Source organism: Clostridium sp. HBUAS56010 (assembly GCF_007115105.1).
Lineage (GTDB): Bacteria > Bacillota > Clostridia > Lachnospirales > Lachnospiraceae > Lacrimispora.
In genome coordinates, this window is record NZ_SULJ01000015.1 from 1 (window position 1) to 14,233 (window position 14,233).

The 14,233-nt window shown below is 41.6% G+C and carries 11 protein-coding genes and 1 tRNA gene; 9 read left to right on the forward strand and 3 right to left on the reverse strand.

Annotated features, from left to right (window positions below; genetic code table 11):
- Together FAY33_RS17320 and FAY33_RS17325 are read left to right on the forward strand one after the other, a co-directional pair.
- On the forward strand, window positions 1–458 hold a 458-nt coding region (locus FAY33_RS17320), incomplete at its 5' end, for a cell wall hydrolase (protein WP_143322494.1).
- 71 nt (window positions 459–529) lie between these two features.
- Window positions 530–1,753: a site-specific integrase gene (locus FAY33_RS17325; protein ID WP_185967681.1), complete on the forward strand. Its 1,224-nt coding sequence runs from the start codon at window positions 530–532 to the stop codon at window positions 1,751–1,753.
- Window positions 1,754–1,843: 90 nt separating this feature from the next.
- On the opposite strand, the gene FAY33_RS17330 is transcribed toward FAY33_RS17325, so the two are convergent.
- Window positions 1,844–1,914 (reverse strand) — tRNA-Trp (locus tag FAY33_RS17330).
- Window positions 1,915–2,140: 226 nt separating this feature from the next.
- Here FAY33_RS17330 and FAY33_RS17335 point away from each other — a divergent pair.
- From FAY33_RS17335 to FAY33_RS17345, 3 genes are all read left to right on the forward strand, one after another.
- On the forward strand, window positions 2,141–2,383 hold the full coding sequence (locus tag FAY33_RS17335; RefSeq protein WP_143322496.1) for an HPr family phosphocarrier protein: 243 nt from the start codon (window positions 2,141–2,143) through the stop codon (window positions 2,381–2,383).
- 101 nt (window positions 2,384–2,484) lie between these two features.
- Window positions 2,485–4,860 (forward strand): ATP-dependent DNA helicase, encoded by a 2,376-nt coding sequence (locus FAY33_RS17340; RefSeq protein WP_143322497.1) that lies wholly within the window; start codon window positions 2,485–2,487, stop codon window positions 4,858–4,860.
- 3 nt (window positions 4,861–4,863) lie between these two features.
- Window positions 4,864–5,385, forward strand: coding sequence for a GNAT family protein (locus FAY33_RS17345; protein WP_143322498.1), 522 nt, complete (start codon window positions 4,864–4,866; stop codon window positions 5,383–5,385).
- A gap of 41 nt (window positions 5,386–5,426) precedes the next feature.
- Here FAY33_RS17345 and FAY33_RS17350 read toward each other — a convergent pair whose 3' ends face one another.
- A complete protein-coding gene (locus FAY33_RS17350) occupies window positions 5,427–6,302 on the reverse strand; it encodes a LysR family transcriptional regulator (protein WP_143322499.1) in 876 nt (291 codons plus the stop codon).
- A 140-nt stretch (window positions 6,303–6,442) separates the two neighbouring features.
- Between FAY33_RS17350 and FAY33_RS17355 the strand changes: the two genes are divergently transcribed.
- Window positions 6,443–7,048 (forward strand): sigma-70 domain-containing protein, encoded by a 606-nt coding sequence (locus tag FAY33_RS17355; protein ID WP_143322500.1) that lies wholly within the window; start codon window positions 6,443–6,445, stop codon window positions 7,046–7,048.
- A 16-nt stretch (window positions 7,049–7,064) separates the two neighbouring features.
- Entirely contained in the window at window positions 7,065–7,673 is a 609-nt protein-coding gene (locus FAY33_RS17360) for a histidine phosphatase family protein (RefSeq protein WP_143322501.1), read from the forward strand.
- A gap of 63 nt (window positions 7,674–7,736) precedes the next feature.
- On the opposite strand, the gene FAY33_RS17365 is transcribed toward FAY33_RS17360, so the two are convergent.
- Window positions 7,737–8,054 carry a hypothetical protein gene (locus FAY33_RS17365; protein WP_143322502.1) on the reverse strand — a complete coding sequence of 106 codons (318 nt, stop codon included), beginning with the start codon at window positions 8,052–8,054 and terminating at the stop codon, window positions 7,737–7,739.
- A 243-nt stretch (window positions 8,055–8,297) separates the two neighbouring features.
- On the opposite strand from FAY33_RS17365, the gene FAY33_RS17370 reads away from it, so the two are divergent.
- Together FAY33_RS17370 and FAY33_RS17375 are read left to right on the forward strand one after the other, a co-directional pair.
- Window positions 8,298–12,047: a phosphoribosylformylglycinamidine synthase gene (locus FAY33_RS17370; RefSeq protein WP_143322503.1), complete on the forward strand. Its 3,750-nt coding sequence runs from the start codon at window positions 8,298–8,300 to the stop codon at window positions 12,045–12,047.
- Between the two features lie 178 nt (window positions 12,048–12,225).
- Window positions 12,226–14,121, forward strand: coding sequence for an APC family permease (locus FAY33_RS17375; RefSeq protein ID WP_143322504.1), 1,896 nt, complete (start codon window positions 12,226–12,228; stop codon window positions 14,119–14,121).
- Window positions 14,122–14,233: the final 112 nt, after the last annotated feature.

A 14,233-nucleotide genomic window follows, 5' to 3' on the forward strand; every position in this document is an offset into this window, starting at 1 on the left:
CTGTTGACGTAATACTTGAAATTGATGGCTGGTCAATGATATATGCTGAAGACTGTGAAAACAATCATGCTTTTATTAAATCAGAGTACTTGTCTGATACAGAGATTAAATATACAGAAGAAGATTTATTAGTGTTTGCTAAAATTGCTTGTGGAGAAGCGCAATTTTGTGATGACCAGGAGCAGAGGTTTGTATTATCTGTAGTATTAAATAGAATGAAACACAAAGAGTTTCCAGATACCGCCATAGGAGTTGCATCAGATAGAAAATGGGGAATCCAGTATGCTTCTTGGTACGATGGCAATGCAAATAGAGTGCCTACCGAGAGAAATTGGGCAAATGCAAAGTGGGTACTTGAGAATGGAAGTATACTGCCTGATTATGTGATTTGGCAATCAAGAGGGAAACAGGGGAACGGTGTCTATTTGAAAACTAAGTGGCATACATATTGTTATTGATTTGAGCCGCCTGTAATGGGCGGTATTATTATAGGAATGGAGTGATGTGTAATTTGACACAAGAGGAATTATTGAAATATGCGTTAGGTAATGGTATGATTAACTTGGATGAAGTGTCAAGACAAGTTAATATGAAAATGATAGAAAAAGTTAGAGAGATCCATAAGTATAAAATAACACCGCCATCAGAAAATGCGAAAGATCCGAGATGGCAAACTCACGTTGAAGATATAACGAAGGAGAGTGGTAGAAGAAAAATCAAAGGTAACACAGAAGATGAGTTAATGATGAAGCTGGCTGAACATTATGGACTAACTGATGATGTAAATCTAACCATGAACGATATGTATAAAATGTGGCTGCCATATAAAAGATCTATAACTAATTCAGAAAATACAATATATCGACACACTAATCATTGGAAAAGATATTGTATTGATTCTGAAATCTGTAATAAGAATATGAAAACTCTTACTACGATAGATTTAGAATCGTGGGCCAATAGTCTTATCAAAGATAATAACATGACTCGAAAAGAGTGGCAGAATGTTAAGGTTATTATAGGCGGAATATGGGACTACACTTATAGAAAAAATCTCATTAAAACTAATCCGTGGGCGGGGGTGAAAATATCAGTCAAATATAGACAGATTTCAAAGAAACCACCTGAAACACAGGTATTTGTCGGGAACGAAGATGAAAAACTAATATCGGTGTGTTGGGAAATGTATAATTCAAACCAGAACGAATCATATCTTGCGATACTTTTTAACCTATATTGTGGACTACGTGTAGGGGAACTTGTTGCGTTGAAATGGAAAAATGTAAATATGATTGAGAATTATCTTTCCGTTGAAGATGAAGAAGTTCACATAAGAGAAAGGCTAAGTGATGGAACGATAAATTATAAATGGGAAATAGTAGATCATACAAAAACATACACCAGCAGGTACGTGCCTCTTATCCCTAAAGCCCTCGATATATTAGAAAAAATTATAGATATCCGAAGCAAAAGAAATGGAAACAATGAATTCATCTTCCAAAAAGAGGGTAAGCACTTGAATACAAACAATGTCGGCAATGCGCTTAGGTGGGCATGTAAGAAAGCAGGTATTTCAAATAAGTCTACTCATAAGATAAGAAAAACGTTTGCAAGTAAGCTAGATGCAAATGACGTTCCTATTGATGAAATAAGGATCTTGCTTGGACATACTGACGCTCAAACCACCTTGGGATATATCTATAATCCTCTTCCAAAGGAAGAAACATTAGCTATGATAGAGAACGCTTTTTGATAATTGTATTGGGCACATCTGGGCACAAATTTGAAAAATAAAAAAGTCCCAAAACCTTGATTTATCAAGAATTTTAAGACTTATCATGAGCAGGGGAAGAGGGGCTCGAACCCCCATTTACGGTTTTGGAGACCGTTGCTCTACCATTGAACTATTCCCCTTTGGCAGAAATTATGTACCCTTGCCCGAGCACTTTGAAAGTATAGCATAGAAGTGTTTTAATTGCAAGAGTTTTTTGAAAAAAATAAAAAATTTATTCTGCTATTAAAGCATTCCTGATTGTGGTAAAATGTAAGAAAAGAATAATTCCCGGAGCATAATTTGACAAATGGTGTCAATCGTGATATAAGTAATTTATAACTTTTTTATCACAGAGGAGTTTTTATTATGAAACAGTTTAAGATTATGCTTCCAACGATTGCTGAAGCAACAATGTTTGTTACTGCTGCTGCAAAGTGTGAATTCGACATAGACGTATATTACAATAGAGTAACGATCGACGCAAAGTCTATATTAGGTGTATTGAGTCTGGATTTATCAAAGGTTTTGACAGTGGAGCTTCATGGAGAGGATGCAGAGTTTGAAGAATTTCTCAAACAGCGGTCTCCAAAGAACTATTCTGCAGCTTAAACAAATGTAAGAAAAAAGGGAATTGTAAGCCGATGGCATGCAGTTTCCTTTTTTTGTGGAAAGAGAGAGAATACTGACTGGTAAAAGGAGGTTCATCAGGAATGGATGAAACAGCACAGAAAGTTATAAAGATATCAGTGAGAAATCTGGTTGAGTTTGTACTGCGTACCGGCGACATTGATAACCGGAGAACTTCTGCTGCTGAAAAAACCGCCATGCAGGAAGGAACCAGAATTCATAAGAAGATACAGCGCCTTATGGGACCGGATTACCGGGCAGAAGTATCTTTAAAGCACATGGTTTCAATGGAGCAGTTTCAGATTCTTGTTGAAGGACGGGCGGATGGAATCATAGATAAGCCGGAAGGAATTATGATTGATGAAATTAAGGGAATGTATCTGGATTTATCCTATCTGGAAGAACCAATTTCCGTTCATCTTGCCCAGGCGATGTGCTACGGGTATTTCTATTGTTTTGATAAGAGCCTTCCGGGAGCGGTGATGCAGATGACTTATTGCAATCTGGAAACAGAGGAGATCAAACGGTTCCAGATCGAGAAAACCTTTGAGGAACTTGAAACCTGGTTTCAAGGGTTGATTCACGAGTATGTTAAATGGGCAAGGTATTTATACATTCATGGAATAAGAAGAGATGAGTCCATACGGGAGCTTCCCTTTCCTTTTCCCTACAGGGAAGGACAGAGGGATCTGGTGGTATCGGTATACCGAAGTCTTGTAAGAAAAAGAAACCTGTTTATTCAGGCACCTACCGGGATTGGAAAAACACTTTCCACCATCTATCCAGCAATAAAGGCAATGGGAGAGGGGCTTGGAGATAAATTGTTTTATCTTACGGCAAAGACTATTACAAGAGGTGTTGCAGAAGAGTCTTTTTCTATATTAAAGGAAAACGGGCTTTATTTCAATGCGGTCACGATAACGGCCAAAGAAAAGCTCTGTTTTTTGGATACACCAGAATGCAATCCGGAAGCATGTCCTTATGCAAAAGGTCATTTTGACCGGGTGGGAGATGCGGTTTACAGTATCATTCATGAGAAAACGGATATTACCAGAGAGGCAGTTCTTGAATATGCAGAGCGTTTTTCCGTGTGTCCTTTTGAATTCTGCCTGGATATCAGCAATTGGGTCGATGGGGTGATCTGCGATTATAATTATGTTTTTGATCCCAACATCAGACTGAAACGCTTCTTTTCCGAGGGAGTAAACGGAAATTACCTTTTTCTTGTTGATGAAGCCCATAATCTGGTGCCAAGAGCAAGGGAAATGTACAGTGCTGCCGTTTATAAGGAAGATATTCTGCTGATTAAAAAGATTATCAAACCTATGGATATGAAGCTTGCAAGACTGCTGGAACGGTGCAACAGAGAACTTCTTGAGAAAAAGAGGGAATGTGAAGGATTTCAGGTTCTTGAGGATATCCGTTATTTTATGACAAATATCCTGTCTTTGTTTGGAGAACTGGAAAAGTTTATGGAGGTTCATCAGGAATTTGAAGACAGGGATCTGGTTTTGGATTTTTATTTCTGTATCAGGAATTTTGTTAATATTTATGAACGGCTGGATGAAAACTATCGGATTTATACAGAACTGCTAAAGGATGGAAGATTTATGCTCCGGCTCTTCTGCGTTAATCCGTCAGAAAATCTAAAAGAATGTCTGAGTAAAGGCAATGGAACCGTGTTTTTTTCCGCAACGTTATTGCCTGTTTCCTATTATAAGGAATTATTAAGCGGAAACCAGGAGGAATATGCGGTTTATGCCAGGTCTCCTTTTCCGGCGGATAAAAGGCTTCTGATGGTGGCGGCTGATGTCAGCAGCCGCTATAGCAGAAGGAACCGGAGAGAGTATCAGAAGGTGGTGGATTATCTGCGGGCGATTGTGGGTGCCAGGAAGGGAAATTATATGGTGTTTCTTCCTTCCTATCAGTATTTAAAAGAGGTTGAGGCATTGTTAGAGATTTCTATGAATGAGAAAAAGGAATTTTCTTATTTATCTCAGGCTTCTCACATGAATGAGCAGGAGCGGGAAGATTTTCTGATGGAATTTACAGAAGAACGGCAGGATTCTTTTGTGGCACTTTGCGTGATGGGGGGAGTATTCTCAGAAGGAATTGACTTAAAGGCCAATCGTCTGATTGGGGCAATCATTGTAGGAACGGGTCTGCCTATGGTCTGTACGGAGCAGGAGATTTTGAAGAGATATTTTGATGAGAAAGAGAGTATGGGATTTGACTATGCTTATCAGTATCCAGGAATGAATAAGGTCATGCAGGCAGCAGGAAGGGTGATCCGGACGGTGGAAGATGAGGGAATTATAGCACTTTTGGACCAGCGTTTTTTAAAACCCGACTATCAGGCGTTATTTCCAAGGGAGTGGGATGGATATTATGAAGTGCGGTTAAACAGTGTTGGAGAAGTGACGGCACAATTTTGGGACAGACAGCAAAAAGGAGAATAATTCATGAAGGAAATATTGAGAATACGGCCATGTAAGAAGCAGGATGGGGATTTTGTAATGAAATGGCTTACGGATGAAAAAATGATGCGCATGTGGTGCAGGGAGACTTTTTCTTTTCCTCTTACGAAAGAACAGATGAACGCTCATTATGAAAAGCTGGAGCAGGCAGAGGATTCCTGGGGATTTACTGCACTGAACCAGGAGGGGATTCCGGTGGGAAGCTTTCAGATGTCCCGGGTCAATTACCAAAAGTCCAGTGTTCATCTGGGCTATATTGTAGTGGATCCGGCCCAGAGGGGAAAAGGTCTGGGATATTCCATGGTGTCTCTGGCTGTCCGGTATGGAGTTGATATTCTTGGTATGAAGCGGATTACCTTAAATGTCTTTGATTCCAATCCCGGCGCCAGACGGTGTTATGAAAAAGTTGGATTTATCCAGGAGAAAATAACGAAGCATGATTTTTCCTTCGGAGATGAAATCTGGGGGTGTTCCCTGATGGTCTATGCGGAGAACGAAAAAAGTTGAGATACCATCTGAAACAGCATGTCCATAGGATCTGATTATTGTTACAGCATGTCCATAAATTGTCTCGTTGCCTGAGAAACGGGAATGCTTTCATTATAAGCCACAATCATCTGACGGATGGGAAGCTTTTCTGTGAGTCTGACCTGGAATAAGTCTTTATCCTGTTCCGGGATACAGAAGTCAGGTACAAACGCGATGCCAAGACCGATGCGTGCCAGGTCAATCAGGAGATCGTTGCTGCTTAATTCAATCTCAGGAACTAAGTCTAACTGTTCTTTTTGAAAAATCTGATGGAGAAATTCACTGGTAGTACTTTTTCGATCCAGCATGAGAATCGGATACCTCTGCAGTGTATCAAGACTTACAGTCTGCCCTTTTAGAGGAAAATATTCCTGATTGGCAACAAAGACATCGGAAAATTCATTGATGATCCGCACGTTTTGAGAACTGGAAAGACCGGAGTTGGGATAATTGGTTATAATGAAATCAACCTGACCGTTAGCGAGTAAATGAGCACATTCAATAGAGGTCTGGTTAGTGACTTTTATATGAACGTTTGGAAATTCCTTATGAAACTTATTCAGATATGGAACCAGGTAATAACGGCAGATGGTGTCACTGGCACCGATGCGCAATTGCCCTCCGTTTAAGGAATTGGCTTCTAAAAGCTGGTTTTCTCCCTTCTGGATCAAGTTAATGGCTGGTTCAATGTGTTTTAACAGGATCTCTCCTTCCGGGGTAAGCTGGACTTTTTTTGTGCTTCGGATAAACAGAGTCTGATTCAGCTTTTTTTCCAGCACTTTGATGGACTGGCTGACGGCTGACTGGGAGATAAAGAGCTGCTTGGAAGCTTCGGAAAAGCTGAGTGTGGCAGCCACATGGTAAAATACTTTATATAGTTCAAAATTAATATCCATTATTAGTCCTCCTTATAAATGTAAGACCATTCTATCATGCTATTAATTGGTTTGTAAAGAGATTTGACAAATTTTTAAGGCTGCGGTATAGTTACGGGCACAGGTATCAGGTGAAGAAGAAAAAAAGGAGTGAAACACATATGCACGATGACTTTTATCAGATGTATTTAGAAGAGATGGGAGAGATTGCTCCCTGTACAAAAGAAGAGGCAGAGCACCTTTTAAGAGAGATTAAGGCTGGCAGCCAGGAGGCAAAAAAGCGCCTTGTGGAAGGAAACCTTCAGACTGCCCTTTCTCTTTCCAAAGAATTCGATGGAAAAGGGGTTTTACTTACGGATCTGATCCAGGAAGCGAACATGGCTCTCATGATGGCTGTGGAGGAATATGAAGGAGATGCGGACAAAGAGTCTTTTGACAAGTTTGCAGAGGAGAGAATGCGCAGTGCTGTTTTGGAGCTATTGGAAGAGGAAGTGGCGGCTGGGCAGACCGGTGAGGAGCTGACAGCAAGGGTCAATGTGCTGCAGCAGATATCCCAGATGCTTGCAGGGGAACTTGGACGGGAAGCGACGGTGGAAGAACTGGCGGCAAAAATGAAGATGTCTGTGGAAGAGATTCAGGGAATTATGAAGATGGCGATGGATGCGGTCAGCATGAATGCGGAAAACATGGACATGGAAGCGCTGGCAGGAATTGAAGGGCTTGAAATCCTTGAAGAGGAAACTGACGGGACGGATTACGAAGGATAAGAGTTGGAGAGAGAAGATGAACATATATCTGATACGTCATGGTCAGACAGACTGGAATATAAAAGGAAAAATTCAGGGAAGCCATGATATTCCCCTGAATGAGACGGGAAAAAGACAGGCAGAGCAATTGGCAGAGGCAATGGACCATTGTCAGGTTTCCAGAGTTTTTTCCAGTACACTTTTGCGTGCAAGGGAGACGGCGGAAAAAATCGCAATCAGGCAGCAGGTGCCAGTATGTCCCATGGAGCAGTTAATTGAAGTGGAATTTGGCAAGTGGGAAGGGATGACCTGGGAAGAGATCAAGCAGTCTTATCCGAAGGAATATGGTCTGTGGTCTGTTGATCCAGCACTTTCATCACCTCCTGAGGGAGAAACCTATAAAGAGATTCTAAGGCGCTGTGAATGGGCACTGAAAGAGATTTTAAGAGTAACAAAAGCAGAGGAAGATGCAGCCGTTGTTTCTCATGGAGCAACTCTGGCTTATCTGCTTTCCTGTATGATGCACAATAATCCTCAGAAGGATCAGGTAATTGTGGGGAATGCCAGCATTACAACGGTAGAATATAACTCTGTGACCAGATCTTATAAATTGACTGGAAGCAATGACAGTTCTCATCTGATCTAAGAAACAGGGGAAACAAACACGATGGTCTTTGTTTCCCCTGTCTTATAAAATTCGTATTGATTCTCAATCAAACAGTGTCTCCACCAGAATTTTAAGCATAGATGGCACGGTGTGAATGTGGAGTGTATTGTCTTTTCCGCATCGAAGTGTGGTCTGCATAAGCTGTTCCTTGGGTACGGAATGATCAAAGATGCCGATCATGTTGGCACAGGACTCTACGATGGAATTAAGCTGTCCTGCTTTTTCAATAAACGTGTCAATGTGATCTTCCTGCAGATACAGGCACACCTCCACAGTTTTGCTTTTTTCATCTGTTTTTAATTGCGTGTTTTCAAATGAATATTTCTGGGATAAATTTTTTAATTGCTGATCAAGATCCATATTTGCTGCGCTCCTTTGTAAAAAATCCTTTACTACTATATGGTAAAACATTTAAACTTTCAAGTGTTTTTCTTAAAAATGTCGAAAATTGTCGAACATAAAAAAGAATGCAGGAAAATGGAATGCTTTTATATTAATGCTACTGATTAATAACATAAGATATATTAATTTTACTAATTGATGTATCTTGTGGTATGATGTTGTTATAAATGGACCATATGGATTCTTTACAAGGAGGAAATCATGAGTGTAAGAAGAGTATACGTTGAAAAAAAACCAGCCTATGCCGTAAAAGCCAATGAATTAAAAGAGGAAATCAAAAGTTATCTTGGAATCCCGGATGTCAAAGGGGTGCGGGTGCTGATCCGTTATGATGTGGAGAATTTATCGGATGAAATCTATGGTCTGGCTCTTACTACCATTTTTTCCGAGCCGCCGGTCGATGAATACTATCTGGAGAAGTTTCCGGCTGATTCTGGTGATCTGGTATTTTCCGTGGAATATCTTCCGGGACAGTTTGACCAGCGTGCGGATTCAGCAGAGCAGTGTATTAAACTTTTAAAAGAAGATGAGGAACCAGTGATTCAATCAGCGGTTACTTATGTGATTTCCGGAACATTTACGAAGAATCAGGTTGAAGACATTAAGACGTTCTGTATTAACCCGGTGGATTCCAGGGAAGCTGATGAGGAAAAACCGGAGACTCTGGTTACCATATTTGACGCACCTGATGACGTGATTGTCTTTGAAGGATTTAAAGATTATAAGGAGCAGGAACTAAAAAGTCTATATGAGTCTTTAAATCTTGCCATGACCTTTAAGGATTTTCTGCATATCCAGAATTATTATAAAGAGGAAGAACACAGAGACCCGACCATGACAGAGATCCGGGTACTGGATACTTACTGGTCTGACCACTGCCGTCACACAACATTCCAGACAGAATTAAAGGAGGTGGTGTTTACAGACGGAGAATACCGTAAACCCATTGAGGAAACTTACATGCGCTATCTTTCCGACCGGGAAGAAGTGTTAAAGGGGAAAGACGGAAAGTATGTCTGTCTGATGGATCTGGCTCTGATGGCAATGAAAAAACTCCGTATGGAAGGAAAACTGGAAGATCTGGAAGTATCAGAAGAGATCAATGCCTGCAGCATTGTGGTTCCAGTGTTAAACGATGGAGTAGAAGAAGAATGGCTGGTCAATTTTAAGAATGAAACTCATAACCATCCTACGGAGATTGAACCTTTTGGTGGAGCGGCAACCTGTCTTGGCGGAGCCATCAGAGATCCACTTTCCGGACGGACTTATGTATATCAGGCAATGCGTGTGACCGGAGCAGCAGATCCCACAAGACCTCTTAGTGAAGCTCTTAAAGGAAAACTTCCCCAGAGGAAGATTGTGACCGGAGCAGCAAAAGGATATAGTTCTTATGGAAATCAGATCGGACTTGCAACCGGATATGTGAAAGAAATCTACCATCCGGATTACGTTGCGAAACGAATGGAGATCGGTGCTGTTATGGGTGCTGCAAAACGTGCCAATGTAATCAGGGAAACTTCTGATCCTGGTGATATAATCATCCTGTTAGGCGGACGGACAGGCAGGGATGGATGCGGAGGAGCTACCGGGTCTTCCAAAGTTCATACGGAAGCTTCTATTGAGACCTGCGGAGCAGAAGTTCAAAAGGGAAATGCTCCCACTGAACGGAAGATCCAGCGGCTGTTTAGAAGAGCAGAAGTCAGTAAGATCATAAAAAAGTGCAATGATTTTGGTGCTGGTGGAGTATCGGTTGCCATTGGAGAGCTGGCAGATGGATTAAAGATTGATCTGGATCAGGTTCCAAAGAAGTATGCCGGTCTTGATGGTACGGAGATTGCCATCTCAGAATCCCAGGAGCGTATGGCAGTGGTGATTGATCCAAAGGATGTGGATCAATTCCTTTCCTTTGCGGAAGAAGAGAATCTGGAAGCTGTTGCCGTTGCCGTTGTAACCGAAGAAAAACGACTGATCATGAGCTGGAGAGGAAAGACAATTGTTGATATCAGCCGCCGCTTTTTAGATACCAACGGTGCACATCAGGAGGCTTCCGTGGTTTTGGAGGTTCCTGGAAAAGAGGGAAATCTCTTTACAAAGAAGCCGGTTTTAGATGTGAAAGAAGCCTGGTTAAAAGTGCTTTCCGACTTAAATGTCTGCTCCCAGAAAGGGCTTGTGGAGATGTTTGACGGTTCCATCGGTGCTGGAAGTGTGTTTATGCCTTACGGTGGAAAGTACCAGTTGACGGAAACACAGTCCATGGTAGCAAAACTCCCAATGACAGAAGGAAGCACGGATACGGTTACCATGATGAGTTATGGGTTTGATCCGTATTTATCAAGCTGGAGTCCGTATCATGGAGCAATTTATGCAGTCTTATCATCGGTTGCAAAAATTGTGGCAGCAGGTGGAGATTATAAAAAGATCCGTTTTACATTTCAGGAGTATTTCCGTCGTTTATCTGAGGAGGGAACCCGCTGGAGCCAGCCTTTTGCTGCTCTTCTTGGTGCATATCATGCACAGATCGGGCTTGGACTTCCATCTATCGGCGGAAAAGACAGTATGTCAGGAACATTCCAGGATATTGATGTACCACCAACTCTTGTTTCCTTTGCTGTGGACATTGCCAGCCAGAATCATATTATTACACCGGAACTAAAACATGCAGGCAATTCTATTGTTTTATTCCATATTGAGAGAGATTCTTACGATCTTCCGGTATATGATCAGATTATGAAAGGGTATGAAGAACTCTTTGCAGATATCTGCGCAGGACAGGTGATATCTGCTTATGCAGTGGAAGGACATGGAATCTGTGAAGCAGTAAGCAAGATGGCATTTGGCAATAAGCTGGGTGTGAAAATTAAAGATTGTGTTGCTCCAGAAGATTTCTTTGCAGCAGGCTGGGGAGATATTATCTGTGAGGTTCCGTCAGAGAAACTTTCAGAGCTTTCATTTCCTCATACTGTAATTGGAGAAGTGACAGATGACGGCAGATTTGTTTATCATGAGGCATCAATTTCTCTGGAAGAAGCATTGAATACCTGGGCAGAACCGCTTGAAGAAGTGTTCCCAACTACTTCTGGAGCAAAAGCTGCTTTGGTGCCGGAGAAACTTTACCGGGCTGACCATGTATATGTGTGCAAAAATAAGGTTGCAAAACCCAATGTATTTATTCCGGTTTTCCCTGGTACCAACTGTGAATATGACAGTGCAAAAGCCTTTTTAAGGGCAGGAGCCAATGTAACCACGAGAGTATTCCGGAATTTAAGCGCAGAAGGGATCAGAGAGTCTGTGGAACAATACCGGAAAGATATTGATCATTCCCAGATCGTGATGTTCCCAGGTGGTTTTTCAGCAGGTGATGAACCCGAAGGATCAGCAAAGTTTTTTGCAGCCGTGTTCCGGAATGAAACCATGAAAGAGGGAATCAATAAGCTTTTAAATGAGAGAGACGGCCTGATGCTTGGAATCTGCAATGGATTTCAGGCGCTGATCAAGCTGGGGCTTGTGCCGGAAGGAACCATTGTGGAGCAGAGAGAGGATTCTCCGACTCTTACCATGAATACCATTGGACGGCATATCTCAAAGATGGTCTACACTAAAGTGGTCACAGACAAGTCTCCATGGCTTTCAGGAGCAGAGTCAGGCGGAGTATACTGCAATCCTGCTTCTCATGGAGAAGGACGTTTTGTGGCAAGTGGAGAGTGGCTGGAGAAGCTGTTTAAAAATGGTCAGGTGGCAACCCAGTATGTAGATGAGAGCGGACGTCCTACCATGGATGAGTTCTGGAATCCCAACGGCTCTTATATGGCAATTGAAGGAATTACAAGCCCTGACGGACGGATTCTCGGTAAAATGGCTCATTCTGAAAGAAGGGGACAGGGAGTTGCGCTCAATATATACGGGGAACAGGACATGAAGATATTTGAATCAGGTGTGAACTATTTTAAATAATAACCGGAAGCAATGTACTGCAGTTTCGTCTGGCAGTGCATTGCTTTTTTTCTGTACAAAAAAGGGAACTTGACAAGAGAAGAAATTAAGCCTATGATTCATCAGGTATTATTTTATTTTACAGGAAAATGGCTATACTAGAATTAAAACAGGATGTAAGCCAGAGAGGAATTTATTTATGCAGCCGAGAAAAAAATTAAAACATATATTATTGGGGAATGCTTTGAAAAGTAATGATCTGGAGGGAGAGAAGCTGGGACCGCTGTGGGGAGTTCCGATTATGGCAAGTGATGCAGTGTCTTCTGTTGCTTATGCCATTGAAGAGATGCTTCTGGTGCTGGTCCCAATTCTTGGATTAGCCGCAGTGAAATATCTTGGATTAGTCACTTCACCGATTATCCTGCTTTTTCTGGTGCTGGCATTTTCTTATTCCCAGATCATTGCATGTTATCCTAACGGCGGAGGCGCCTATGTGGTATCTGCGGAAAATATCGGTAAAACCGCATCTTTAGTGGCAGCGTCCGCTTTAATGATTGGTTATGTCATGACCGTGGCAGTCAGCCTTTCGGCTGCAACTGCGGCTCTTGTGTCTGCATTTCCGGGATTTCGTCCTTACCGCCTTTTGTTTGCGCTGTTGTTTTTATGTATGATTACTCTTTTGAATCTAAGAGGTATGAAAGAGGCATCCAAGATGTTTGGAATTCCCACTTATGCCTTTATTCTGATTATGCTGGCTCTGATTGTTACCGGATTTGTAAAACTTTTTGCAGGAAATCTGGAACCGGTTGATTATTCCCAGTCCATGCCTTCGGTTACAGGCGGAGTGGGGACGGTTTCTTTGTTTTTATTGCTGCGGGCATTTTCTTCTGGTTGTTCTGCGCTGACAGGTGTGGAAGTGGTGAGCAATGCTGTGCCCAGTTTCCGGGAACCATCTCAGAAAAATGCGAAAGATGTACTGTTTATTCTTGTGGGAATTATCATTGTAATTTTTGGAGGATCTGTAATTCTGGTTACTTCCCTTCGTATTATTCCCTTGGAGGGCAAGACTGTAATATCCCAGCTTGGTTACGCTGTATTCGGACATGGAATCATGTTTTATGTTCTTCAGTTTGCGACTTCCCTGATTCTTCTTTTAGCGGCCAATACTGCTTATAATGGGCTTCCCACGCTGCTTGCCATACTTGCAGATGATGGTTACGTTCCCCGTCAGTTTATGCACAGGGGAACCAGATTGAGCTTTTCCAATGGTATTTTGTTTATCTTTTTCCTTGCAGCTTTTTTACTGATTATCTTTCAGGCGGAGACACATTATCTGATTCCTCTCTATGCCATTGGAGTGTTTCTCTCTTTTACATTATCACAGACTGGAATGGTACTTCGGTGGATACGGGTAAAGGGAAAAGGTTCCTGGTACAAAATGATTATTAATGGGCTTGGTGCCTTAATGACAGGGGGAGGAACCATCATTGTGTTTGTAACAAGGTTTTCCCAGGGCTCCTGGCTTCTGGCGATTGTGATTCCGATTATTGTATACATGATGGTTCGTATTAAGAAACATTACCAGTTCGTTGGACAGCAGCTTAAAGTAGATGATTTTATGGCGCACTATCATAAGAGTGTAAGCCAGGATAAAAATCTTTGCATTGTTTTGGTTGGAGGAATTAACCGCTCTGTTTTAAAAGCACTGAATTATGCCAATCTGATCACTTCAAATGTGGTGGCACTGAACATTGCAACCGATGAAGCACAAAGTGAGATTCTGAAAAAAAAGTGGGTGGATACAGGAATTGATGTACCTCTTGAGGTTATCATGTCTCCTTACCGGGAGCTGATTGAACCGGTAGAAGAATATATCAGCAAAAAGGAAGAGAATCTAAAACCTGGGGATATGATTACAGTTGTAATGGCACGTTTTATGGAAGAAAGCTGGTTTGCCAATATTTTGCATAACCAGACCACTTATTTTATCATGCAGCGGCTTAGGAGACACAGGAATGTATCTACAGTTCTTGTCCCTTATATTTACAGCAATGTATTTATGCAGAAAACAGAAAGTAAGAAAACAGAGATATAAGTGTCAGGAAAAAAATAACTCCTTGCAGGAAGCACATGTCGCTTAAAAGGAGTATGTCACAGAAATGATAGCATGTAAAAAGCCAGAGTCTGATCCGTCAGACCCTGGCTTT

What these genes read in the sequence shown, in the direction of transcription:
- FAY33_RS17375 (WP_143322504.1), top strand. Translation starts at nt 12,226, where the DNA reads ATGCAGCCGAGAAAAAAATTAAAACATATATTATTGGGGAATGCTTTG.
- FAY33_RS17365 (WP_143322502.1), bottom strand. Translation starts at nt 8,054, where the DNA reads ATGGATCTTGATCAGCAATTAAAAAATTTATCCCAGAAATATTCATTT.
- FAY33_RS17355 (WP_143322500.1), top strand. Translation starts at nt 6,443, where the DNA reads ATGCACGATGACTTTTATCAGATGTATTTAGAAGAGATGGGAGAGATT.
- FAY33_RS17350 (WP_143322499.1), bottom strand. Translation starts at nt 6,302, where the DNA reads ATGGATATTAATTTTGAACTATATAAAGTATTTTACCATGTGGCTGCC.
- FAY33_RS17335 (WP_143322496.1), top strand. Translation starts at nt 2,141, where the DNA reads ATGAAACAGTTTAAGATTATGCTTCCAACGATTGCTGAAGCAACAATG.
- FAY33_RS17360 (WP_143322501.1), top strand. Translation starts at nt 7,065, where the DNA reads ATGAACATATATCTGATACGTCATGGTCAGACAGACTGGAATATAAAA.
- FAY33_RS17345 (WP_143322498.1), top strand. Translation starts at nt 4,864, where the DNA reads ATGAAGGAAATATTGAGAATACGGCCATGTAAGAAGCAGGATGGGGAT.
- FAY33_RS17340 (WP_143322497.1), top strand. Translation starts at nt 2,485, where the DNA reads ATGGATGAAACAGCACAGAAAGTTATAAAGATATCAGTGAGAAATCTG.
- FAY33_RS17370 (WP_143322503.1), top strand. Translation starts at nt 8,298, where the DNA reads ATGAGTGTAAGAAGAGTATACGTTGAAAAAAAACCAGCCTATGCCGTA.